The 22,187-nt window shown below is 70.4% G+C and carries 27 protein-coding genes; 20 read left to right on the top strand and 7 right to left on the bottom strand.

What is annotated here, in order from left to right; genetic code table 11:
- From G569_RS45780 to G569_RS0105415, 3 genes are read left to right on the top strand one after another with little or no spacing between them, the layout of a single operon-like run.
- The gene (locus G569_RS45780) at nt 1-753 is read left to right on the top strand and encodes a vWA domain-containing protein (protein ID WP_053225898.1); all 753 of its coding nucleotides are present in this window, start codon (nt 1-3) and stop codon (nt 751-753) included.
- Nucleotides 750-1,568 (top strand): PP2C family serine/threonine-protein phosphatase, encoded by an 819-nt coding sequence (locus tag G569_RS0105420; RefSeq protein WP_028062669.1) that lies wholly within the window; start codon nt 750-752, stop codon nt 1,566-1,568. Before G569_RS45780 ends, G569_RS0105420 begins: the two co-directional genes overlap by 4 nt.
- A complete protein-coding gene (locus tag G569_RS0105415) occupies nt 1,565-2,746 on the top strand; it encodes a hypothetical protein (RefSeq protein ID WP_028062668.1) in 1,182 nt (393 codons plus the stop codon). Before G569_RS0105420 ends, G569_RS0105415 begins: the two co-directional genes overlap by 4 nt.
- On the opposite strand, the gene G569_RS57320 is transcribed toward G569_RS0105415, so the two are convergent.
- Complete coding sequence (locus G569_RS57320; RefSeq protein ID WP_053225897.1) at nt 2,743-3,666, bottom strand: hypothetical protein; 924 nt, start codon at nt 3,664-3,666, stop codon at nt 2,743-2,745. The two genes, G569_RS0105415 and G569_RS57320, sit on opposite strands and share 4 nt — an antisense overlap.
- Nucleotides 3,666-4,016: a hypothetical protein gene (locus tag G569_RS0105405; protein ID WP_028062667.1), complete on the bottom strand. Its 351-nt coding sequence runs from the start codon at nt 4,014-4,016 to the stop codon at nt 3,666-3,668. The genes G569_RS57320 and G569_RS0105405 overlap by 1 nt, the downstream gene beginning before the upstream one ends.
- A 115-nt stretch (nt 4,017-4,131) precedes the next feature.
- Here G569_RS0105405 and G569_RS0105400 point away from each other — a divergent pair, with 115 nt between their 5' ends.
- Genes G569_RS0105400 through G569_RS45770 form a run of 6 tightly spaced genes read left to right on the top strand, consistent with a single transcriptional unit; the run spans nt 4,132 to nt 8,499 of the window.
- Nucleotides 4,132-4,863, top strand: coding sequence for a CARDB domain-containing protein (locus G569_RS0105400; protein WP_028062666.1), 732 nt, complete (start codon nt 4,132-4,134; stop codon nt 4,861-4,863).
- Between the two features lie 8 nt (nt 4,864-4,871).
- Complete coding sequence (gene rpmE, locus G569_RS0105395; RefSeq protein WP_028062665.1) at nt 4,872-5,084, top strand: 50S ribosomal protein L31; 213 nt, start codon at nt 4,872-4,874, stop codon at nt 5,082-5,084.
- A gap of 47 nt (nt 5,085-5,131) precedes the next feature.
- Nucleotides 5,132-6,058, top strand: coding sequence for a DUF1385 domain-containing protein (locus G569_RS0105390; RefSeq protein WP_028062664.1), 927 nt, complete (start codon nt 5,132-5,134; stop codon nt 6,056-6,058).
- Between the two features lie 19 nt (nt 6,059-6,077).
- Nucleotides 6,078-7,124 carry a peptide chain release factor 1 gene (prfA, locus tag G569_RS0105385; RefSeq protein ID WP_028062663.1) on the top strand — a complete coding sequence of 349 codons (1,047 nt, stop codon included), beginning with the start codon at nt 6,078-6,080 and terminating at the stop codon, nt 7,122-7,124.
- Nucleotides 7,121-7,942 carry a peptide chain release factor N(5)-glutamine methyltransferase gene (prmC, locus tag G569_RS0105380; protein WP_037494791.1) on the top strand — a complete coding sequence of 274 codons (822 nt, stop codon included), beginning with the start codon at nt 7,121-7,123 and terminating at the stop codon, nt 7,940-7,942. The genes prfA and prmC overlap by 4 nt, the downstream gene beginning before the upstream one ends.
- Nucleotides 7,939-8,499, top strand: a complete 561-nt coding sequence (locus G569_RS45770) for an L-threonylcarbamoyladenylate synthase (RefSeq protein WP_053225896.1) — start codon at nt 7,939-7,941, stop codon at nt 8,497-8,499. The genes prmC and G569_RS45770 overlap by 4 nt, the downstream gene beginning before the upstream one ends.
- Here the strand turns inward: G569_RS45770 and G569_RS0105370 are convergent.
- The 3 genes from G569_RS0105370 to G569_RS57315 are packed head-to-tail and all read right to left on the bottom strand — an operon-like array spanning nt 8,446 to nt 9,952.
- The gene (locus tag G569_RS0105370) at nt 8,446-9,414 is read right to left on the bottom strand and encodes a hypothetical protein (RefSeq protein WP_028062661.1); all 969 of its coding nucleotides are present in this window, start codon (nt 9,412-9,414) and stop codon (nt 8,446-8,448) included. The two genes, G569_RS45770 and G569_RS0105370, sit on opposite strands and share 54 nt — an antisense overlap.
- A complete protein-coding gene (locus tag G569_RS0105365) occupies nt 9,411-9,659 on the bottom strand; it encodes an RNA polymerase sigma factor (protein WP_028062660.1) in 249 nt (82 codons plus the stop codon). The genes G569_RS0105370 and G569_RS0105365 overlap by 4 nt, the downstream gene beginning before the upstream one ends.
- Nucleotides 9,569-9,952 carry an RNA polymerase sigma factor gene (locus G569_RS57315; protein WP_053225895.1) on the bottom strand — a complete coding sequence of 128 codons (384 nt, stop codon included), beginning with the start codon at nt 9,950-9,952 and terminating at the stop codon, nt 9,569-9,571. Before G569_RS57315 ends, G569_RS0105365 begins: the two co-directional genes overlap by 91 nt.
- Before the next feature lie 92 nt (nt 9,953-10,044).
- Here G569_RS57315 and G569_RS0105355 point away from each other — a divergent pair, with 92 nt between their 5' ends.
- The 3 genes from G569_RS0105355 (at nt 10,045) to G569_RS57310 (ending at nt 14,280) form a co-directional block, all read left to right on the top strand.
- Nucleotides 10,045-11,016, top strand: coding sequence for a hypothetical protein (locus G569_RS0105355; RefSeq protein WP_157591834.1), 972 nt, complete (start codon nt 10,045-10,047; stop codon nt 11,014-11,016).
- Nucleotides 11,017-11,034: 18 nt separating this feature from the next.
- A complete protein-coding gene (gene glyA / locus G569_RS0105350; RefSeq protein WP_028062658.1) occupies nt 11,035-12,321 on the top strand; it encodes a serine hydroxymethyltransferase in 1,287 nt (428 codons plus the stop codon).
- A gap of 63 nt (nt 12,322-12,384) precedes the next feature.
- A complete protein-coding gene (locus G569_RS57310) occupies nt 12,385-14,280 on the top strand; it encodes a response regulator (RefSeq protein ID WP_053225894.1) in 1,896 nt (631 codons plus the stop codon).
- A 151-nt stretch (nt 14,281-14,431) separates the two neighbouring features.
- On the opposite strand, the gene G569_RS0105340 is transcribed toward G569_RS57310, so the two are convergent.
- Entirely contained in the window at nt 14,432-15,682 is a 1,251-nt protein-coding gene (locus G569_RS0105340; protein ID WP_028062657.1) for a hypothetical protein, read from the bottom strand.
- A gap of 90 nt (nt 15,683-15,772) precedes the next feature.
- Here G569_RS0105340 and G569_RS45755 point away from each other — a divergent pair, with 90 nt between their 5' ends.
- The 4 genes from G569_RS45755 (at nt 15,773) to G569_RS0105315 (ending at nt 19,352) form a co-directional block, all read left to right on the top strand.
- Nucleotides 15,773-16,933, top strand: coding sequence for an MraY family glycosyltransferase (locus G569_RS45755; protein ID WP_053225893.1), 1,161 nt, complete (start codon nt 15,773-15,775; stop codon nt 16,931-16,933).
- Nucleotides 16,934-17,485: 552 nt separating this feature from the next.
- Nucleotides 17,486-17,845, top strand: coding sequence for a cupin domain-containing protein (locus G569_RS0105325; protein ID WP_028062655.1), 360 nt, complete (start codon nt 17,486-17,488; stop codon nt 17,843-17,845).
- Entirely contained in the window at nt 17,842-18,744 is a 903-nt protein-coding gene (locus G569_RS0105320; RefSeq protein ID WP_028062654.1) for a glycosyl hydrolase, read from the top strand. Before G569_RS0105325 ends, G569_RS0105320 begins: the two co-directional genes overlap by 4 nt.
- Nucleotides 18,714-19,352, top strand: a complete 639-nt coding sequence (locus G569_RS0105315; protein WP_028062653.1) for a hypothetical protein — start codon at nt 18,714-18,716, stop codon at nt 19,350-19,352. The genes G569_RS0105320 and G569_RS0105315 overlap by 31 nt, the downstream gene beginning before the upstream one ends.
- 15 nt (nt 19,353-19,367) lie before the next feature.
- Here G569_RS0105315 and G569_RS0105310 read toward each other — a convergent pair whose 3' ends face one another.
- Entirely contained in the window at nt 19,368-19,799 is a 432-nt protein-coding gene (locus tag G569_RS0105310; RefSeq protein WP_028062652.1) for an OsmC family protein, read from the bottom strand.
- A 302-nt stretch (nt 19,800-20,101) separates the two neighbouring features.
- Here G569_RS0105310 and G569_RS0105305 point away from each other — a divergent pair, with 302 nt between their 5' ends.
- The 4 genes from G569_RS0105305 to atpF are packed head-to-tail and all read left to right on the top strand — an operon-like array spanning nt 20,102 to nt 22,185.
- Nucleotides 20,102-20,446 carry a hypothetical protein gene (locus G569_RS0105305; protein WP_157591833.1) on the top strand — a complete coding sequence of 115 codons (345 nt, stop codon included), beginning with the start codon at nt 20,102-20,104 and terminating at the stop codon, nt 20,444-20,446.
- Nucleotides 20,443-21,333 carry a F0F1 ATP synthase subunit A gene (gene atpB, locus G569_RS0105300; RefSeq protein WP_028062650.1) on the top strand — a complete coding sequence of 297 codons (891 nt, stop codon included), beginning with the start codon at nt 20,443-20,445 and terminating at the stop codon, nt 21,331-21,333. The genes G569_RS0105305 and atpB overlap by 4 nt, the downstream gene beginning before the upstream one ends.
- Before the next feature lie 15 nt (nt 21,334-21,348).
- Nucleotides 21,349-21,624: an ATP synthase F0 subunit C gene (gene atpE, locus G569_RS0105295; protein ID WP_245602407.1), complete on the top strand. Its 276-nt coding sequence runs from the start codon at nt 21,349-21,351 to the stop codon at nt 21,622-21,624.
- Nucleotides 21,625-21,630: 6 nt separating this feature from the next.
- A complete protein-coding gene (atpF, locus tag G569_RS0105290; protein WP_028062648.1) occupies nt 21,631-22,185 on the top strand; it encodes a F0F1 ATP synthase subunit B in 555 nt (184 codons plus the stop codon).
- The last annotated feature ends 2 nt before the right edge of the window (nt 22,186-22,187 follow it).

The raw sequence follows: 22,187 nt of genomic DNA, 5'->3' as shown, positions 1-22,187 counted from the left end.
ATGAGCTTCTTCAAGCGCGAGCAGCCCGAGCCGGTCGTCGAGGCGCCGGAGGACCGGATCTGGATCGATCCCGGCCGCGCCCAGCGACTGCTGATCATGCTCCTGCTCGACACGTCGTCGTCGATGAGCGGCACGCCGATCAAGCTGCTCAACGACGCGCTCTCAGACCTTGCCGCGTACCTGCGCAGCGACGTCCAGCTCAGCTCGATCGCGCACGTCGGGTTGATCACGTTCGGGCATGGCGACGTCGTGGCCTGGCGCGGGCGCGAGCGCGTCAGCAACGGCACGAGCCCGTTCGTCTCGGCGGCGGACTTCCAGGTCCCGCAGCTCGGCGCCGGCGGCGTCACGCCGATGATGAAGGCGATCGACCTCGGGCTCTCGTCCCTCGCGCGCGAGAAGCAGTCGCTCAGGGACATGGGCCTGAGCTACTTCTGCCCGGTCTTCTGGCTTCTTTCGGATGGCGTCCCGACGGGCGAGGACGGGCGCCTCGACGGGAACTGGAAGCTGATGATCCCGAAGCTCCAGCAGGGCGAACGAGCCGGGTCGTTCACGTTCTTCACCGTCAGCGCCGGCGACATCAGCCCGCAGGGCGACGAGGTGCTGCGGGCACTCGCGCCGGAAGGGCACCTGCGCCTGCAGGGGTTCGAGTTCTCCGAGGTGCTCAAGCTCGTCTCGTCCAGCGCGGAGCGCCTGGCCCGCGGCGACTCGATGGCGAACATCAAGCGCCGCATCTTCGAGCAGATCCCGGCATGACCGTGCGTGCGCAGCGCGAGACCTCGAGGGCCGCGGGCGGGACCGGCGGCTGGCACGTGAGCGGGTGCTCGGTCGCCGGGTTCGCCCACGTCCGGGACGGCCTGCCGTGCCAGGACGCCAACCGCGCCGTCAGCCTCGGCGGCGGGCGGCACATCCTCGCCGTGTCCGACGGTGCCGGCAGCCGCCGGCGCGCCGCCGAGGGCGCGCGTCTCGCCACCGATCTCGCGATCGACGTCTTCTCCGCCCACCTCGGGGCGTCCGCCGGGCCGCGCAGCGCGCGCGACTGGCACGCGTTCCTGGACGAGGGCTACCGCGCGGTCGTGCGCGAGTTCCTCAAACAGGCGACCCGGTTGGGGGACGACGGCGATCCCGGCCACTTCGCGGCGACGCTGATCGTCGCGGTGATCAGCGGGCCGGTCGTGGGGATCGCCGCCGTCGGCGACGGGTTCGCGGTGGTCCGCACCGAGGGCGCGGCCGGTCGGCGCCTGCACCTCGTCAGCGTCGACGAGTCCGGCAGCGACTACGTCAATCAGACGACGTTCCTGACGTCGCCGGAGGCATTCGCCGGCGCCCGCTACGACTGCATCCTGGACCCGGGCGTCACAGCCGTGCTGCTGACGACCGACGGGCTGACGCCGCTCGCGACCCGTCGGCACCCTTCCGATCCGTTGCGGCAGCTGGCGAACCCGTCGTTCCTGGATCCGGTGTTCAAGCACCTCGGTCCGGGCGGCGACGTCCGGCAGTTCCTCACCCATCAGCGGTGGTCCGCCCACAGCGGCGACGACAAGACGGTCCTGGCGGCGATGCGGACGTGACGCTCACCGAGGTCATCGTCGACGGCTCGCCGCCGCGCCGCGTGCGGCTCTCGGAGCGCCCGGTCGGCTGGGGTGGGCAGGGACGCGTCTTCAGCGTGCCCGAGGACCCCGGTCTGGCGATCAAGGTCTATGTCGACCCGCCGGCCTCGATCGAGCGCCGTCTCCGGCGGATGATCGAGCGCGCCGGCCCGGATGCCTTCGTCACCGGCGGAGCGCACCCCGAGCTGGTGTGGCCGCTGGCGTTGGCGCTCGACCCCTCCGGCGACCGCGTCGTCGGCTACGCGATGCGGCTCGTCTCGAGCCCGGCGTTCGTCCCGCTGGCGACGCTGTTCGACCACCGCCAGCGCGTCCGCTGGTTCCCGGACATGACCTGGCGCTTCCCGCTCGTCGCGACCCGGAACTTCAGCGGCGTCGTGGCGAACCTGCACGCCGAGGGACTCGTGCTCGGCGACCTGTCCGACGGCAACGTGATGGTCAACCAGAGCGCCCTTCTGACCTTCCTGGACTGCGACTCGATCCAGTTCGACGACCGCGTGACCGGAGAGCACTTCGCCTGCACGGTGGGGACGCCGAACTACGCCGCGCCGGAGTTCCAGTTCAACGACGCGTGGCCGCGTTCGATCGACACCGACGTCTTCTCGCTCGCGATCCTGGTCTGCCAGACCGCGCTCCTCGGCGACCATGCGTTCCTCGGCATCGGTGTCGACGCCGGCGAGAACGAGGTCTCGGTCGCCGACAACATCCGTGAGGGTCGCTCGTACCTCGTCGCTCCCGATCGCGTGCGGACCCCGCCGGGAACGCTGGACCCCGCGATCCTCCCTCCCGACGTCCGCGCGCTCGCCGTCCAGGCGTTCGGGCCCGGCATCGCCACGCCGTCGCTGCGGCCGAGCGCCGAGGACTGGGCGCTGGCGCTCGACCGCGCCTGCCAATCGCTCGTGCAGTGCCCGCGCGAGCCGTTGCACGTCCACGGGCCCCACCTCGATCGCTGCCCGTGGTGCGAGCGCACCCGGAACGGCCTGCCGGACCCGTTCGCGAAGCCGAGGACGGACCGGACGACCACGTCGCGGCCGCTCGCCCCGGCGTCGTCGACGGCGATCGCGAAGCGCAGCAGCGTCTCACCCGCCACGATCGCGCTGACGGTGCTGATCGTGGTGATCGTGATCGCGCTGCTGCTCTAGGAGGCGTCGGGATGCCGGCCCGCGTCTGCGAGCGTGTCGACGACCGCGAGCGCCGGACGGCCGGGCTCGGCCGGAGCCGCTTGCCCGGACAGTCGCTTCATCGCGTCGACGAGCTGATCGTCGACCTGGACCTCGCTCACCGACGTGCGCAGGATCTCCGGCCCGATCGCGTCCTTGGCGCGCTCGAGGACCAACGGACCCACGAGGTTGGAGATCGCCAGCCCGAGCAGCAGCGACTTCGCGGGATCGGTCAGCTCGGTGCTGCTCTGCAGCCGCGTGACCACCATGCCGAGCGCCGCCTGATCGGGCGTCTCGAGGTTCTGCATGAGCGCGATCGCGACCGCGGGGAGCGAGGTGCTGGCCGGCACGAAGGCGACGTCGCTCATGATCCGCCCGACCTCTGCCGCCCGGTCCTCGGCGCGCGTGCGGTCGACACCGCGATCGCACGCGGCGAGCACGATGCTGAGCAGGCTGCTGGGCCCGATGCCCACGTCCTGATCGCCGACGCGGACGGTGAACAGCGACGTCCTGAAGAGCGCCATCGATCCGAAGCCCGCGATCAGGATCTGCGTCGCGGTCACCGCGGCGGCATCGTCCTTGGAGAGCCCGAAGGTCCAGCCGAAGGTGAGGATCACGCCCAGTGCGGTGGCGGAGGCGGCGCCGTTGAGCAGGATGTAGCCGATCGCGGGCGGACTGGCGAGCGCAAGCTCCGGGCGGTCGCGGTAGCGCGAGACCAGCTCGCCGGTCCCGACGCCGGCGCCGATGCAGCAGACGGTGGCGTAGCGAGCCGCGTAGTCGCCCGCGTACCCGAGCAGCACCAGGCAGACGGCGACGAGCGTGACGCCGAAGCCGATCGACCAGGCGAGCATCCGCGTCGAGCGGTGCGGCGTCGCGGGGAGTGGGGCGACCAGGCCGGCCATCAGCTCGCCGTCGCCGCCTCGCGGATGGCGCGCTGGAACGCGACGCCCTGGGGCGTCAGCTCGACGGTCTCGTCGCGGCCAGGGATCGCCGACAGCGTGATCAGCCCGGCCTTGTGCATCGCGCCGAGGCCTTCCTGGAAGCTCTCGAAGGACAGGCCGCTCGCGGATCGCAGCTCGGCGGTGGCCACCGGGAACTCGTTGCTGCGCAGCAGGTCGAGGTACAGCGTCGCCGACCGGGCGAGCTCGTCGTCGGAGCGCGACGTGGTCTGCGAGGCCGGTTCGCCGGACGCGCCCTTGCTCAGCAGGTCGCGCGTCTCGAGGAAGGGCCCGAAGGAGCTTGAGCTACTCACGAACAGAGACTACTACCGAGGTCTCTAACGCTGGGAAAACATTGATCGGCGCGGCGGTCGCGGGCGCGAACGGATTGTGCGCAACTCCCGCCCTCGTCCGGGGTTCTTTGGTCGCATGATTCGCTGGGGGCGCATCATCGGGGTCACGCTCGCCGTCTTCGCCGTCGTCGCAGGGCGCGCGGACGCCGCGAGCTACGCGCGCGCGGTCGTCGTCAGCTGCGACAAGGACGCGCGCGAGGCCGTGTTCGAGGGGCAGATGCGGGTGTACCGCAAGGCGCCGAAGATGCAGATGCGCTTCACGCTGCAGGCGCTGACGAAGGACTCGCCGAAGTTCGCCGCCGTCGCCCTGCCGAACTTCAGCGAGTGGGTCACGGCGCCCGCCAACGTCGGCAAGTACACGTACGACAAGACGGTCCAGGACCTGCTGCCGGGCGCGAACTACCGGGTCGTCGTGACCTTCCGCTGGAAGAGCAAGACGGGGAGGACGCTGCGCACCGAGCGGGCGATCTCCCCGGTCTGCAAGCAGCCCGACGTGCGGCCGGACCTCGTCGTGCGCAACGTGCGGATCGAGGACTCGAGCTTCGTGGGCGTCGTCTTCAACCGCGGGCGCGAGGCGGCGGGGCCGTTCGCGGTCGACTTCCTCGTCGACGGCACCTCGGTGGGGACGGTCGAGGTGACGGGGCTCGCTTCGCAGACGCCGATCACGGTGATGACGCCGTCGGTGCCGTGCGCCGCCGGGACGCCGCTCGAGGTGGTCGCGGACGCGCGCGCCCAGGTGGACGAGGCCGACGAGGAGAACAACAGCTTCGAGACCTCGTGTAACGCCTTGTCGCCCCGCCTACACTGAAAAGAACCATGAAGACCGAGATTCATCCCGAATACGCGGTCTCCAACGTGCGTTGCACCTGCGGGAACGAGTTCGTGACCCGTTCCACCAAGGGCGACATCCACGTGGAGATCTGCTCCAACTGCCACCCCTTCTACACCGGCAAGCAGAAGCTCGTCGATACCGGCGGTCGCGTCGAGCGCTTCCAGCGCAAGCTGGCTCGCTCCGGCGGTCGTAAATAGCACCGGTTGTCTGAAGCCCGCGCGCCGGGCTGCCGATCACGATGTGAGTGAGCAGCCCGGAACAGCGCGATGCCCCGGTGGGCGGCCAGGCCGTCCTCGAGGGCGTGATGATGCGCGGCGTGTCCACCTGGGCGGTGGCCACCCGCAAAGACGACGAGATCGCCGTCGAGTCCCACCCCGTCGTCTCCTGGACGAGCCGCAGCCGTGCGCCGCGCTGGCCCGTGATCCGCGGCGTCGTCGCGCTCGCGCAGTCGATGGGCATCGGGTTCAAGGCCCTCGAGATCTCCGCCAACGCCCAGGCGCCGGCGGACGCCAAGCCGATCACGAAGGCCCAGTGGGCGTTCACGATCGTCGCCGCGCTCGCGCTGGCGATCGGCCTGTTCTTCGTCATCCCGGTCGTGCTGACCAGCCTGATCAAGGGCTGGCTGGGCTCCTCGCTGCTGTTCTGGCTGGTCGAGGGCTGCGTGCGCACCGCGATCTTCCTCGCCTACCTGACGCTGCTGTCGCGCAAGAAGGAGCTGCGGCGGCTGTTCCAGTACCACGGCGCCGAGCACAAGACGATCTCCGCCTACGAGGCGGGCGTCGAGCTGACGCCGTCGAACGCGCAGGCCTTCTCGCGCCTGCACCCGCGCTGCGGCACGAGCTTCCTGCTCGTGGTGATGATCGTGGCGATCTTCGTGTTCGCCCCGGTCGGCCTGCCGGCGTGGTGGGTGCTGCTGCTGACCCGCGTCCTGGGCGTCCCGCTGGTGACCGGGATCTCCTTCGAGGTGATCAAGTTCGCCGGCCGCAACCGCGGCAAGGCCTGGGTCCAGCTGATCATCTGGCCGGGCATGCAGCTGCAGAAGCTGACCACCCGGGAGCCGGACGACGAGCAGGTCGAGGTCGCGATCGCGGCGCTGGAAGCGGTGCTGGCGGTCGAGGATCCGCGCGCCGCAAGCGACATCGATCGCGTCGGAGTCGAAGTAGCGGCCTAAGCTTTGGGGCTCGATGTCCATGATCGAGTCCCTCGTCGAGCAGATCGAGCAGCGCTTCGCCGAGGCGCAGGCGCAGATGGGCGATCCCGAGGTGATCGCGGATCGCCGGCGCTTCGCCGACGCCGGCCGCGCGTTCAACCATCTCGCTCCCGCCGCCAAGCTGGCCGAGGAGTGGCGGCTCGCCATGTCCGACGCCGAGGGCGCGGAGGAGCTGCTGGCCGAGGGCGAGGACCCCGACATGCGCGCGGAGCTCAACGACGCGCGCGAGCGGATCGAGCGCCTCGAGGAGGAGATCCGGCTCGCGATGGTCGAGCGCGACCCCAACGATGACAAGAACGTGATCATCGAGATCCGGGGCGGCGCGGGCGGCGACGAGGCCGGCATCTGGGCCGGCGACCTGTACCGCATGTACCAGCGCTACGCCGAGCGGCTCGGCTTCAAGGCCGAGACGATGGAGGCCTCCGACGGCGCCTACACGTTCGAGATCAAGGGCGACGGCGCGTACTCGATCTTCAAGTTCGAGGGCGGGACGCACCGCGTGCAGCGGGTGCCCGAGACCGAGTCCCAGGGCCGCATCCACACGTCGACCGCGACGGTCGCGGTGCTGCCCGAGGTCGAGGACGTCGAGGTCAACATCAACCAGAACGACCTGCAGATCGACGTCTACCGGTCCAGCGGCCCGGGCGGGCAGTCGGTGAACACGACCGACTCGGCGGTGCGGATCACGCACAAGCCGTCAGGGATCGTCATCTCGATGCAGGACGAGAAATCCCAGCTGCAGAACCGCGAGCGCGCGATGAAGCTCCTGCGCGCGAAGCTCTACGAGGCCGAGTTGCAGAAGCAGCAGGCCGAGCTGAGCGCGGAGCGCAAGTCGCAGGTCGGCACCGGCGACCGCGCCGAGAAGATCCGCACGTACAACTATCCGCAGCGGCGCGTCACCGACCACCGCATCAACTTCACCGTGCACAACCTCGACGCGGTGATCTCGGGCGAGCCGGACGAGCTGACGAACGCGCTGCAGGACGCCGAGAAGCGCAGCCGGCTCGAGGAGCAGGCCAGGGCTTGAGTCGGAGACCTCTCGCGTCGACCACGGTCCGCGAGGCGCTCGACTCCGCGATCATCGCGTTGTCCGCGGCGGGCTGCGAGACGCCCCGGCTCGACGCCGAGGTGCTGCTCGCATCCGCCCTCGGCGTGGACCGGGGGATGCTGATCGCCTACCCGCAGCGCGAGCTGACGGGCGAGCAGGCGCGCTGGTTCATGGACGCGTCGCGGCGTCGGCGCCAGCGCGAGCCGGTGGCCTACATTGTCGGGTGGAAGGGCTTCCGCCGGCTGGACCTGCAGGTCGACCGGCGGGTCCTGATCCCGCGCCCGGAGACAGAGCACCTCGTCGAGGCCGCGCTCGGGCTCGGAGCCGGCGCCCGTGTCGTGGACGTCGGAACGGGCTCGGGCGCGGTCGCGATGGCCTTGAAGGATGAGCGGCCGGACCTGACCGTGTTCGCCACCGACGTGAGCGCGGACGCTTTGGATGTCGCACGGGCGAACGCCGCGCGGCTCGGGCTCGACGTGACGTTCGTGTTCGGCAACCTCACCGCGGGCCTCGAGGTCGACGCGGTCGTCTCCAACCCGCCCTACGTCGAGCAGCACGCGCCGCTGATGCCCGAGGTCGCCCGTTACGAGCCGCCGCTGGCGCTGTTCGGCGACATCGACGGCCTGGCCGTGATCCGGCGCCTGGTCAAGGACGTAAGAGCGCCATTCCTGGCGCTCGAGCATGGCGAAGGCCAGGCCGACGCGATCGAGGACCTCGCTCGGGCCGAGGGCTTCACCTCGGTGGAGCGGATCCGCGACCTGGCCGGGATCGAGCGGATCCTGGTGGCGAAGCGATGACCGACGAGCAGGCGCGAGCGCTCGGCGCGTGCGTCGCCGCGGGCGGCGTGGCGGTCTTCCCCGCCGACACCGTCTACGGACTCGCCTGCGACCCTGAGAACGCCGACGCGGTCGCCAAGCTCTACGCGCTCAAGGGGCGCCCGCCGGAGAAGCCCGCCGCGGTGATGTTCTTCGAGCTCGCCTTCGGCGACTTCGGCGGCCTGCTGCCCGGCGGGGTGACGCTGCTGCTCCCCAACCCCGAGCGGCGCTACCCGCTGGCGTGCACCACGGACCCCGAGACGCTCGGCATCCGCGTGCCGTTCCTGGCGCCCGTCGGGCGACCGGTGATGCAGTCCAGCGCCAACCTCGCGGGCGGCTCGGACGCACGGCGCCTGGACGACGTCCCGCGCTCGATCCGTGACGGCGCCGACCTGGTGATCGACGGCGGCGAGCTCCCGGGCATCGCTTCCACCGTCATCGACGTGCGCACGCCCGAGTGGCGGATCGTCCGCCAGGGCGCGGTCTCAGCGCAGCGCGTAGAAGACGCGCATGTAGCCGTCCTGCATGCCCAGCAGTAGCCGGCCTTCGGACACGCTCGCGCCGTCGCGCGCGACGAGGCGCAGCGTGACCTCGATCGCGCGTTCCGTGATCGCCGTCGGGCAGGGCGTGTCGGTCGCCCGGGCCGCGGCGCTCACGGTTCCTCGCATCACCCGCGGGTAGACGCTGTCGATCGCGATCAACGCCCGCCGCCGCGCCTTGGCGAGCGCGTCCGCCGGGAGCGGGTCGAGGCGCTCCGGGCACGTGGCGGGCGGCGGCATCGACAGCTTCGGACGTCCGAGGTCCTCGATGTAGCGCGTGCCTGACCCGCCGGTCCACGCGAGCGCACTGAGCGGTTGCTGTGGCAGCAGCACCGACGACAGGTTGTTGCGCTCGCTCACCGAGCCGATGCTGTTGGCCGTGATGAACCGCAGGTCGGTCGAGCTGTCCGGCAGGAACACGCTCGTGACGTCGCCGAAGCCGAACCGCAGCGGCGTGGCCTCGTCGATCGCGGACGCCGCGGTGGTGCAGCCGGCCGACTCCACGCGGCCGCGGCGGATCGCCACGATGCACACCGACTCACCGTCGCGCGTCGACACCGGCGCGGCGAAGTACAGTCGCGGTCCGCCCTGCTTGAGCAGTCGCGTCCGCTTCGCGTCGATCTGTCCCGGAAGGCCACCGACGTCGGGCATCCGGTCGGCGCGCGTCTGCTTGCGGCGGAAGACCGCGAACGCCTCTTCGAGCGTCTGCTCCGCGTAGGGCTTCACAACGGTCGGCGTCGGGACCGGGGGTGTGACGGTGCGCTCGCGCTCGCGCGGCGCGCGGGGCACGACGAACAACGCGACGAGCGCCGCCACCACGGCGAAGACCGGGGTCGTCGCGATGACGCGGCGGCGCCGCCGGCGACGCAGGCCCGCCGAGACGAGGGCGTCGCGCAGTGCCGGGAACTCGCTCATGACGCTTCCTCCTCGTGGATCCCGCGCAGGGTCGCCAGGCCGCGCGAGACGCGCTGGCGGACGACGCTCTCCGAGCAGCGCAGCCGCGACGCGATGACCGCGTAGTCCTCCTCGCCGAGCACGCGGGCGCGGACCGCGTCGGACTGGTCGGGGGTCAGCTGGGCGAGCAGGGCCTCGACGCGGGCGTCGCCGCCGAGGCGCTCGATGCGCTGCAGCAGCTCGTCGTCGAGTCCGATCGGCTCCATGCCGAGGCGGCGGCGGGCGCGGTCCTCCACCCGCGTGCGCGCAGGCTGTTGAACAGGGTGTTGCGGGCGATCCCGATCAGCCACGCGGACGCGGGCGCGCCATCGCCGCGGTACTTGCGGGCCGCAACGAGCGCGACGGCGAAGGTCTCGGCGGCGAGATCGGCCGCCAGCTCCGGATCGCGTGTACGGCGCATGAAGTAGCCGAGCACGAGCCGCTCGTAGCGCTCGTAGAACGTCCCGAACGCCGCGGGATCGCGGCGGGAGCGGGCGAGCAGCTGATCGTCGTCGGCCACGACCCCTACTAGCGCGAGCGATCGCATCTGTGACAGCTCGGAACCTCTGGCGCCTCCCAGACGTAGTTGACGTGACCAGAGAGGAGCGACGAATGCGACGTTCATGGCTGTTCGCGATCTGCGCGGCGGGCCTGCTCGTCCCGAGCAGCGCACACGCCGGTGGTGGGCCGGTCCAACCCGTACAGGGCGGGGCGGGTGTGAGCACGCCTGGCGCCTCGGTGAACTACGTTGCGGTGCGGGCGGGCCGCGACACGCTCGTCGAGCGCGTCCGGCGCGGCGACGGAACGATCGAGCGCACGCGGCTCATCCGGGGCGCCTACGGGGTGCCGGGCGCCGCCTACGACGGGTCGACCACCGGCCTGTCCGCCGACGGCTCGACGCTGGTGCTCGCGGCGCAGCGGTCCGGCACGCGGCTGCTGGTCCTCGACACCGAGACCCTGCGCGTGCAGCGGCGGCTCGCGCTGCCCGAGTTCGTCGCGGTCGACGCGATGTCGCCCGACGGGCGCGTGGCCTACGTGCTCCGGTACCCCAAGACGCGCGCGACGTACGACGTGATGGCGCTCGACCTGCGGACGGGCAAGTTCCGCGGCGGGCCGATCATGGACCCGCGCGAGCCCGACGAGAAGATGAGCGGCTTCCCGCTCTCGCGCACGATGAGCCCCGACGGTCGCTGGGCGTACACGCTCTACAGCGGCGAGAAGAACTTCGTGCACGCGCTGGACACGCTCAAGGGCGAGGCGCGCTGCATCGACCTGCCCGGCGGCGACTTCTCCGGTCAGGCGCTGTCCGTCGACGGGCCGATCCTCAACGTCGGCCGCGCCGAGAAGATCGACCTGACGACGTTCGCGCTGGTCAAGGCCCCGGCCGCGACGCCCACGCCGACGCCGCGCGCCGCGGCGACACCGGCGCCCTCGCGGCCTGACGGCGGCGGGATCCCGTGGGTGCCGGTGCTGCTCGGGATCGCCGCGCTCGCGGGCGTCGCGCTGCTGCTGAGCGCACGCAGGCCGGAGCCGCTCGACGTCACGCTGACCCACCACGTGGACAAGGAGAAGGCCACCCTCTGATTCGCTACCGTCAACGGCATGACCGCGCTGCAGCCCGACTACTTCGACCGTCCCCTTGCCGAGGTCGACCCCGAGGTGGCCGAGGCGCTCGGCCACGAGGTCGAGCGCCAGCAGCGCACGCTGGAGATGATCGCTTCAGAGAACTTCGTGCCGCAGGCGGTCCTGGAGTGTCAGGGCTCGGTGCTGACGAACAAGTACGCCGAGGGCTACCCGGGCAAGCGCTACTACGGCGGCTGCGAGTTCGTCGACGTCATCGAGCAGCTCGCGATCGACCGGGCGAAGTCGCTCTTCGGCGCCGAGCACGCGAACGTGCAGCCACACGCGGGCGCGCAGGCCAACACGGCCGCATACCACGCGCTGCTGCAGCCGGGCGAGAAGATCATGGGCCTCAGCCTCCCGCACGGCGGTCACCTGAGCCACGGCATGAAGATCAACGTGTCCGGGCGGCTCTACGACATCGTCCCGTACGAGGTGTCGCCGGAAGACCACCGGATCGACATGGACGAGGTCGAGCGCCTGGCCAAGGAGCACCGGCCGAAGCTGCTGCTGGCCGGCTGGTCCGCGTACCCGCGCGTGCTCGACTTCCCGCGCTTCCGCGAGATCGCCGACGAGGTCGGCGCGCTGTTGATGGTCGACATGGCGCACTTCGCCGGCCTCGTCGCCGCGGGCGTGCATCCGAGCCCGGTCCCGTACGCCGACGTGGTCACCTCCACGGTCCACAAGACCCTCGGCGGCCCGCGCAGCGGTCTGATCCTCTGCCGCGAGGAGTACGCGAAGAAGATCAACTCCGCGGTCTTCCCGGGCCAGCAGGGCGGCCCGCTCGAGCACGCGATCGCCGCGAAGGCCGTCGCCTTCAAGATCGCGGCCTCCGACCTCTTCAAGGAGCGCCAGGAGCGGACGGTCGCCGGCGCCCAGGCGCTGGCCGAGGAACTGCTCGGCGCGGGCGCCGGTGTCAATGTCCTGACCGGCGGAACCGACGTCCATCTGGTGCTCGTGGACCTGCGCGAGTCCGAGCTGGACGGTCAGCAGGCCGAGGATCGCCTGCACTCGATCGGCATCACCGTCAACCGCAACGCGGTGCCGTTCGACCCGCGCCCGCCGATGGTCACGTCCGGATTGCGCGTCGGCACGCCCGCGCTCGCCACCCGCGGGCTGCAGGTCGACGACTTCCACGAGGTCGGCAAGATCATCGCCCGCGCGCTGCAGCCGGACTTCGACGGCGCCAAGGCGGAGCTCACCGAGCGCGTCACGGCGATCGTCGACCGTTTCCCGCTCTATGCACAGCTGAGTCCCGCCCCCGTGTAGCGGGATAGGCTGCCCGGCATCAGCCAGGACGATCACGAGCGCAACGCCCTCGCTCGACTGACGTTGCTCGCCCGGGTCGGCGAGATCCTCGGCTCGGGCCTTCAGCGGCAGGACACCTTGCACCGCATCGCGGAGCTGCTGGCCCCTGGGCTGGCGACGTGGTGCGTGTTCGACATCGCCGACCTCGAGGGACACCTCGTGCAGCGGGTGGGGGTGCCGTCGGACGTCCCGCTCGCGCCGGACGCGCCGCACGGGCCGGCGATCGTGATGCGCACGGGCGAGCCGGAGCTCGTGGCCGACGCCGAGCGCTTCGGCCTGCGCTCGATGCTCTGCGTCCCGCTGGCCGCGGGCGCGAGCACGCTCGGCGCGCTGACGCTGCTTTCGGCCGACCAGCGCTACGGGACGTTCGAGCTCGAGCTGGCGGGGGAGATCGCCCGCCGGATCGCGACCGCGATCCAGGTCCAGCGCTCGGAGGAGCGCTACAAGATGCTCTTCGAGGCCAGCCCGATGCCGATGTGGGTCTACGACGCCTCGACGCTCTTCTTCCTGGCCGTCAACGACGCCGCGGTGCGCCACTACGGGTACCAGCGCAGGGAGTTCCTGCGGATGCGGATCACGGACATCCGCCCGCCCGAGGACGTCCCGGCCGTCCTGGACGACGTCAAGTCCCGCGGCGGCCCCGGTTCGCCGAGCCCGAGGGTCTGGCGGCACCTGCGCAAGGACGGCTCGCCGATCTCGGTCGAGATCACGGCCGGGCGGATCACGTTCGAGGGCCGCAAGGCCGCGCTCGTGCTCGCGCACGACGTGACCGACCGGCTGCGGCTCGAGCAGCGGCTCGCCGAGGCCGAGAAGATGGAGGCGATCGGGCGGCTCGCGGGCGGGGTCGCGCACGACTTCAACAACCTGCTCACGGTCATCGCGGGGTACGCGGAGATCCTGCAGGCGCGGCAGGGGGGAGAGGAGAGCGCGGAGATCTCCCGCGCCGCCGCGCAGGCCGCGGCGCTCACGCACCAGCTGCTGGCGTTCAGCCGCCGTCAGGTCCTGCACCCGCGGCTGATCGACCTCAACGACATCGTCTCCGGCATGGAGACGATGCTGCAGCGGATCATCGGTGAGAACATCAGCGTGGGCATCCGGCTCGACCCCGCGCTCGCCGCCGTCGAGGCCGACCGCGCGCAGCTCGAGCGCGTGATCCTCAACCTCGCCGCCAACGCCCGCGACGCGATGCCCAACGGCGGCGTGCTGACGATCGAGACCTCCAACGTGGACGTCGACGAGGCGCAGGTCACCACGCACGCCGACGGCTCACCCGGCCCGCACGTGCTGCTGGCCGTCTCGGACACCGGCGTCGGCATGGACGAGGACGTCGCCAAGCACCTCTTCGAGCCCTTCTTCACCACCAAGCCGGCGGGCGCGGGGACGGGGCTCGGGTTGGCGACCGTGTTCGGGGTCGTCAAGCAGAGCGGTGGCGGGATCTACGTCTACTCCGAGCCCGACCGTGGCAGCACGTTCAAGATCTATCTGCCGGCGGCGAGCGCGCCGGCCGAGGTCGTCGTCGAAGCGGGCGCGGACGGGCACGCCGGGCGCGGCTCGGAGACGGTCATGGTGGTCGAGGACGACGAGGGCGTGCGCGAGCTGGTACGGCTGATGCTCGAGGCCAACGGCTACGAGGTCCTGACCGTCGCCGACGCTGAGGAGGCCGTGGCGCTGTGCGGCGCCCGCGCGATCGACCTGCTGCTGACCGACGTGGTCATGCCCGACGTGAGCGGCTCAGAGCTGGCGCAGCGGCTCGCGGTGCTCGCCCCGGAGATGCGCGTCCTGTTCATGAGCGGCTATTCGGATGAGGCCGTCGTCCGCCACGGCGAGCTGAGCGAGTCCGCCGCGTTCCTGGAGAAGCCGTTCACCGAGAAGGCGCTCGCGCGCAAGGTGCGCGACGTGCTGGACGCAGGACCCCGCTGAAGCATTCCGGTACGCCCGCTGCGTCACATCCGCAGCGCCTCGCGCCACCCACGCTGCTCACGTGGCAGAGCCACGCATCGCGAGCGCGGGCGGCGCGAGCCACTGGCGGCTGCACCACATCGGTCGGACCGACCATGCTTCACCGGGGTCCTCAGCCGCACCGCGGCTGAACCGCGTCCATCGCCTTCTGGACGTCGGCCAGGCGGGTCGACCGCGACGGCAGGAACTGGTCCGGCTGGTCGTCGGGCATCTTGCGGTCGGCGAGGAAGGCGATGAACGGCGGGCCGGAGTAGACGACTCCGGGCGGGCAGGCCACGGCCTTCGCGACGGCGGCCTTGACCTGCGCGGTGTCGCTGTCGCGGCCCCAGGCGCCGCGTTGCGAGGTCGGGTAGATGAACGGGGTCGCCGTGCGGGGCTGCAGCACCAATGAAAGCGATTGGACCAGCGTGAAGGCGAGCGCCACCGGCACCACCCAGCGCAGGTTGGTGAGCGCGACCGCCGAGAGCGCGATCGGCACGAGCGCGGCCTCGATCGGGACGATCACGTTCAGGCCCGTCCCGTCCTTGGTGTTGGTGATCAGCGTGGCGAGCATCGCCACCGCGAGCGCGGCGAGCACCTTGAACAGCGGCGCGTCCTTCAGCCGCGCCCGCTCACGCCAGACCAGGAGAGCGATCGCGACGAGGCCGACCAGGCTCCAGAACGCCTGCCCCCAGACGCCCTTCAGGACGTCCAACCCGCGCCGGCCGGACGCCATCTGGGCGAGCACGCTGTCGTCCCAGAGCCCGAACCCGAAGACCCCGGTGAAGACGACGGCCTGGATGAGAATGCTGACCGCCGCGCCGATCGCGGCCCGCTTGGGCGCGGCGGAGAAGAGCACGATGGCCAACAGCGGGAGCGCGTACGGCCACTTGATGAAGGGCGCGACCGCGGCGAGCGCGCCCGCGTAGCCGGCGGTCTTCGGGCGTGCCGCGAGCAGCGCGGCGCCGAGCAGGACCGGCGGCGCGAGCAGTTCCGGCGTGAGCGCGCCGTGCTCGCGGACCGCCCAGGGCGTCAGCAGCATCAGCGGGGGAGCGGCGATCGTCGCCCACGGGCTCTCGGTGAGGCGCCAGACCGCGACCGCGGCCAGCACGCCGGCGCCGAGCTGCGCAAGGCCGACCGCGAGCCGCAGGAACGTGAGCGAGTCGTGGATCCCCAGCGCGCCCGCTCCGAACAGGAACTGCCAGGGCGGCTGCGCGACCACCGTGTGCCCGTACAGGTCGCCGCCGTGCAGGAGCAGCTGCGACGTGTACACGTACACGCCCTCGCTGTAGTTCCAGTACTCGATCCCGCGCCAGAAGTGGAGCGCGACGAGCACGAGGGCGCCGAGCAGCGTCGCGGCGGCGAGTGCGTTGCGGCGGGCCATCCGCCGCACAAGGTTACGAGTGCCGACCGTGCGCTCAACGACTGTTCACGTCGCAGCGTCGGAGCTCCCTGCGATCCTTCTCGGCCAACCATGGTGACCAAGGCCGTCCTCGCTGCGCTGGTCGCGTTCGCCGTGGCCGCTGCGCTGACCCCCGTCGCCGCCCGCTTCGCGCGGCGGATCGGCGCGGTCGACGAGCTCAAGGACATCGGCCTGGCGAAGAAGCACACGCCGCTCCTGGGTGGCCTTGCGATCTTCGGCGGCGCGCTCGTGGCGGGTTTGTTCTTCCTGCCCGACAACCAGCGGACCGAAGGGATTCTCGCGGCCGCCGCGCTGATCACGATCGTCGGCGCGCTGGACGACGTCTATGACCTGCATCCCGCGATCAAGCTCCTCGGCCAGATCGCGGCGGCAATCGTGCTCGTCACCAGCGGCGTGGTCGTCGAGGCCTTCACGTTCCCGTTCCTGCACCGGGTCGAGCTCGGCGGCTTCGGCGACCCGGCGACGGTGTTCGCGCTCGTCCTGCTGATGAACGTCGTCAACTTCTCCGACGGCGTCGACGGGCTGGCGGCCGGCGTGTGCGCGATCGCGGCGGTGGCGTTCTCGATCATCGCCTTCGACCTCGGGCGCAACACCGCGGGCATCCTCGCGGCGATCGTGTGCGGCGCGGCGCTCGGCTTCCTCGTCTTCAACTTCCACCCCGCCTCGGTCTTCATGGGCGACTGCGGCTCGAACCTGCTCGGGCTGCTGCTCGGCGCGGTGATCATCGAGGGCACGCTCAAGACCAACGCCTTGATCGCGCTCGTCGGCCCGCTCGTCGTGCTCGCCGTGCCGTTCCTGGACACCGGCTTCGTCGTCGCCAAGCGGCTGAAGTACCGGCGCAAGCCCTGGCGGGGGGACTCCAACCACTTCCACCACCGCTTCCACCGGATCGGCTTCTCGCAGCGGCGCGCGGTGCTCTACCTGTACGCGTGGACGCTGGTCATGGCCGGGATCGCCGTCGCGCTGCGGTTCATCCCGTACTCCGAGCGCTCGGGGCATCTGAACGCGGGGTGGGCGGCGCTGATGGGCGCGCTGCTGCTGGTCGGCGTGGCCGCGAGCGTCTACCTCGTCTACGTGCTGGAGATCCTCAAGCTCAAGCGGTTCCGGACCTGGCAGCTGCGGCGCGAGAACCCGGACACGTCCGAGCACGAGATCGACGAGCACGTCGAGCGCGAGCTCGAGACGGGCGAGTTCCGGTCACTGACGCCGTGAGGTTCGAACCACATGTGTGGCTAGCCGCACTAGCGGAACCGTGCGCGGTTGCTGTACCTTTCCCGAAGTCCTTGAATGACCGACGGCCGAATGCCGAGGAGGTGAGCAGGAACGTGAATACGAACGCGACGCATCTTCGAATGAGCTTCCCGCTCATCGCCGGCGTGGCTGTCACGCCTACCTGCTCGCGCTCTAGTCACTGAGGCTTCGTCGCGGGCAGATCACCTGCCGCCCGCGACAAGTACGAGCAAAGAGTCCGTCTTTCCCCTCGCGATTCGTCGTGGGCGGCTCCTACGTCCCATCAACAGGAGTCCCCAAATGCATTCGTTGAATCAGGCCGTCCTGGGTCACACCGTCGCCGCAGAGCGCGCCGGCCGCCCGACGAGCCGTGCGGTACGACCGGTGCGCCCTGAGCGCCCACCGAATACCCCGTTCCGCGGCCGCGTCGCCTTCGCGACCGGCCGCCTGGCGCGCCGCCTGGACCACGAGATGGCCCGGCGCGCCGTCGTCTGAGACGCGAAAAGCTCCACGCCGCCGAGTACCCTCAGCGGCGTGGAGCGCGTCCGTCTAGAAGACCGCGAGTCGTTCATCACCGCCGACGGGTCGTCGATCCGCGAGCTGGCGGGGATCCCGAGCGGCAACGCGATCAACCAGTCGCTCGCCGAGGCGACGGTCCCGCCTGGCGGGGAGACCGTCGAGCACTTCCACCGCACCTCGGAGGAGATCTACTACTTCGTCGCCGGTGAGGGCCGCATGCGGCTCGGCAGCGAGGAGGCCGACGTGCGCGCGGGGGACACCGTGGTGATCGCCCCGGGCCTGCGGCACAAGCTGTTCAACCCCGGCACGGAGCCGGTGGTGCTGCTCTGCTGCTGCGCTCCGCCCTACTCCGACGAGGACACCGTCCTTCTGTGAGGGTCCTGCTGGCCCTCGTGGCCGCGCTCGTGTTCGCGCCCACCGCGAGCGCCAAGCCGCCCGTGATCGGCATCGGCGAGCAGCATCCGCAGATCTTCACCGACCCGGCGTTCCAGCCGCTCGGCATCCACAACGTGCGCTACATCGCCTCCTACGACGCGCTGGAGAACGAGACCGAGCGCGCCGAGCTGGACGCGTACCTGCGGGCCGCCGGCGCGGCGAACATGCGCGTGCTGCTCGGGTTCGGCCACTCGCGCGATCCGCTCAAGGCCCACACGGCGCCTTCGGTCAAGCGCTTCGAGCGCGAGTTCGTCAAGTTCCGCCAGCGGTACCCGTGGATCACGGACTACCTGACGTGGAACGAGGCCAACCACTGCAGCCAGCCGACCTGCAACAACCCCAAGCTCGCGGCGCGCTACTACCTGGCGCTGCGCAAGCACTGCGAGGGGTGCCGGATCGTCGCCGCCGACCTGCTCGACGGCTCCAAGCTGCCGCAGTGGGCGAAGGCGTTCCAGAAGGCGGTCGGCAACCGGCGCGTGATCTGGGGGCTGCACAACTACATCGACGCGAACCGCTTCCGCACCCGCGGCACCAAGGCGCTGCTGCGGACGGTCAAAGGCGAGGTCTGGTTCACCGAGACCGGTGGGATCGTCAAGCGCGTCAACCCGAACAAGGTCAAGCTGCCGGAGTCCACGCGCCACGCGGCGGAGGCGACCCGCTACGTCTTCAAGCTCGCGGCGCTGTCCAAGCGCGTCACGCGGGTGTACTTCTACCACTGGTCCCCGGCGCCCACGCCGAACCCGACCTGGGACTCGGCGTTCGTCGACAAGCACGACCGCCCACGTCCCGCCTACGAGGTTCTCTACGCATGGCTCGTCAAGCACGGCATCGCCTCCTAGCCGCCGCGACGCTCGCCGCGCTGACCCTCGCGGGATGCGGCGCGAGCAAGGACGAGGGGATCTCCGGCGGCGGCAAGGTGATCGGACGGACGGTCACGGTCTACTCGCTGACCTCCGATCCCGGCGGCGCCAACCGCGACTTCGTCGACGCCGAGAAGTTGGCGCTCGCGGACGCGGGCGGGCGCGCGGGGAACCTCGCCGTCAACTTCACGTCGCTCGACCTCGGCGGCTCGGACGACCGACTGCAGGCCCAGGCCTCCCGACGCGCCATCTCCGATCCGCAGATCATCGCCGCGATCGTCGACGCGACCAAGGTCACGGTCCCGCTCTTCAACGCCGCGGGCATCCTCCAGGTCGCCGCCAGCGGCGATCCGAGCCTGGCCAACGACCCGCAGGCACTGCCGTCGGGCAAGCACACCGTCGGCACGCTCCCGCCCCAGGCGCCCCCCGCGGACTTCGAGGCGCGTTTCGCGAAGGAATTCGGGCGCGATCCCGCTCCCAGTGCGGCCGACGGCTATCGCGCCATGAAGGGCGTGCTGCAGGCGATCAACGACGCCGGCGCGGCCGGAAACGACCGCACCGCCGTCATCGACAATTACTTCAGTTAAAGGGGTCAGGCCCCTTTAACTTTCGAAGCTCGTCTCGAGGGTGATCTCCGGCACGGCCGCGAGGGCCTTGGAGAGCGGGCAGCCCTCTTTCGCGCCCTGGGCGGCGGCGGCGAAGCCGTCGGCGTCGAGACCTGGCACCTTGCCGGTCACCGAGAGCTCGATCTTGGTGATCCCGAAGCCGCCTTCGACCTGGGCGACGGTCACCTTGGCCTCGGTGGCGAGGGACTCCGGCGGCGTGCCGGCCTGGGTCAGACCCACCGAGAGCGCCATCGTGAAGCACGACGCGTGCGACGCGGCGAGCAGCTCCTCGGGGTTGGTGCCCGTGCCGCTCTCGAAGCGGCCGGAGAAGTTGTAGGGCGAGTCGAGCACGCCCGTCTCGGTCGAGACGTTCCCTCCGCCTCGCTTGAATTCGCCCTGCCAGTCGGCCTTCGCGCTACGGGTCGGCATCGCTTCCTCCCAAGGGGTCGGACTACGTCGCGGCCACTGTACGGCTAGGGTTCGCGCGATGTCGCGTCGAGGAGCGCGACGCGGCACTCATCTGCCGCTAATCGACGTCCGCTAGAGGCGGGTGTCACAAAGTTGTTACAAACTCTCAAAAGTCGCTACACTGGCGCCCGCCGAACCGGCCGGGGAGTTCTTCGTCCCTCCCGCCACGCGTTCCCGCGTGGGGATGGTCTGGTACGGCGCGTCAGCCTGCCATGAGCTCTACCACCATGCCCACATCCGATCCCCTGTTCTTCGTCCGCTACATGGACGTGCTGCTGGTCATCCTGGCCGCGCCGTTCGTGATCCTGATGGGCGGGCCCTTGCTCGGGTACCTGGTGGGAGCCGGCGCCTGGATCGCCACGCGCATCCTCGGCGTCGCCGTCGACCGCTACGCGCAAGGCCGCAACGCCAAGCAGCAGGTCGGTCTGAACTTCGGCGCGCTCATGGGGCGCGCCTGGATTCTCGGAATTACCATCCTCGTGGTCGGCCTCGCCGGAGATCGGGAAGACGGTCTCATGGCGGCGCTGCTCGCGCTCGTCGCGTTCACGGTCTATCTGGCCACGTCCTTGGCCTTGCCCCGCCCGGAGAGGAACACGCCCAGCTCATGACCAAAACCCGGAAGATCCTCCTTGGTGCGTTCGGCGTCTATCTGCTGCTGACCGTCCTCACCTTGGTGCTCCTCGGCTCTGAGGGCAAGAACGAGGAGTTCAAGCCGCAGAACGAGTTCAACCTCGACACCTGGATCAACCTCCCGGGGTCGCTGGACATCAACAAGGCGGTCCTCTACCTCTTCCTGGCCGGGATCCTGACCTGCGTCTCGATGGTCTACATCGCCAACCGGATGCAGGCCCGCCCGAACCGGATCCAGACCGCGGTCGAGGTCCTGTACTCCCTGATGCGCGACAACATCACGCGCGGGAACATGGACTCGAAGATGGCGGCGAAGTACTTCCCGTTCATCGGCGCGCTGTTCCTGTTCATCTGGTTCAGCAACCTGATCGGGTTCATCCCGCTGCCGACCGCGCACGAGAAGTTCTCGTTCTTCGGGTGGCACATCCCGACCTTCGCGATCTACGCGGCGACGGCCAACGTGTCGGTGCCGCTCGTCCTCTCGATCATCGTCTTCATCACGTACACCGCTGAGGGTGTGCGCGCCAAGGGACCGGGCGGCTACCTCAAGAGCCTGATCCCCGCCGGGGTGACGGGCGCCATGGCCGGGTTCCTCTTCGTGCTCGAACTGCTGTCGAACGTCATGCGGATCATCTCGCTCTCCGTGCGTCTTTTCGCCAACATGCTCGCCGGGCACCTGATCATCCTGTTCATGGCCGGTGGTCTGGCCATCATCCTCGGCGTGGCGGGAGTCGGCGTCTTCCTGCTTCCGCTCGGCATCGTGCTGTACCTGTTCGAGGTGGGCCTGGTGGCCACTCTGCAGGCGTTCATCTTCGCCACCCTTTCCGCGATCTACATCGGCGGCGCGGTCGCCGAATCCCACTAGAAGGAGATCACCCCAGTGACCACCTTGAGCATGATCCTGAGCTTCATCTTCGCCGCCGCGGAGGACGGCCAGAAGGCTGGCCGGGCCATCGCACTGGGCGTCGGTGGCGGCCTCGGCGCCGTGGGCGCCGGCGTCGGCATCGGCATCATCTTCGGCAAGGTCATCGAGTCCGTTACTCGCCAGCCCGAGATGCGCGACGAGATCACCTCCATCCAGTGGCTCGGCTTCGCCCTTACCGAGGCCTGCTTCTTCTACGGCCTGGTGGCGGGCCTGATCGCCTTCTTCCTGTAGGCAGCGATGAACGTCCTGCTGCTCGCAGCCGAAGAGGAAGGCGGCAACCAGCTCGTCAGCCCCGTCGTGGGTGTGATGATCTGGACGCTGATCGTCTTCGGCGTCACCCTGCTGATCCTCTGGAAGGTCGCCTTCCCGCGGATCGCGGAGGCGCTCGACAAGCGCCAGCACATGATCGAGGAGTCGATCGACTCCGCGGAGCGCACCAAGCGTGAGGCGGACGAGCTGCTGCGCGAGTATCGCGAGCGACTCTCCGACGCCCGTGGCCAGGCCGACGAGATCGTCGCCCGCGCCCGCCGGACGGCCGATGCGGCCGAGGCGGAGACCATCGCCGAGGCGCGCGCCAAGCGCGAGGAGATGATGGAGCAGACCCGCCGCGACATCGAGGCCGAGACCCGCCGCGCGATCCAGCAGATCCGCGCCGAGGTCGCCGACCTCACGGTGCTCGCGACCGAGAAGGTCACGCGCAAGACCCTCGACACGGCCGATCAGAAGCGGCTCGTCGAAGAGGCGCTCTCCGAGCTGGACTTCGCCGCCCTCGCCGGCGAGGAGCGCCGCTAGTC

This window comes from Solirubrobacter soli DSM 22325, from assembly GCF_000423665.1.
Lineage (GTDB): Bacteria > Actinomycetota > Thermoleophilia > Solirubrobacterales > Solirubrobacteraceae > Solirubrobacter > Solirubrobacter soli.
Note: the sequence above shows the minus strand (reverse complement) of the source record. Positions and strands in the feature narration are given on the sequence as shown.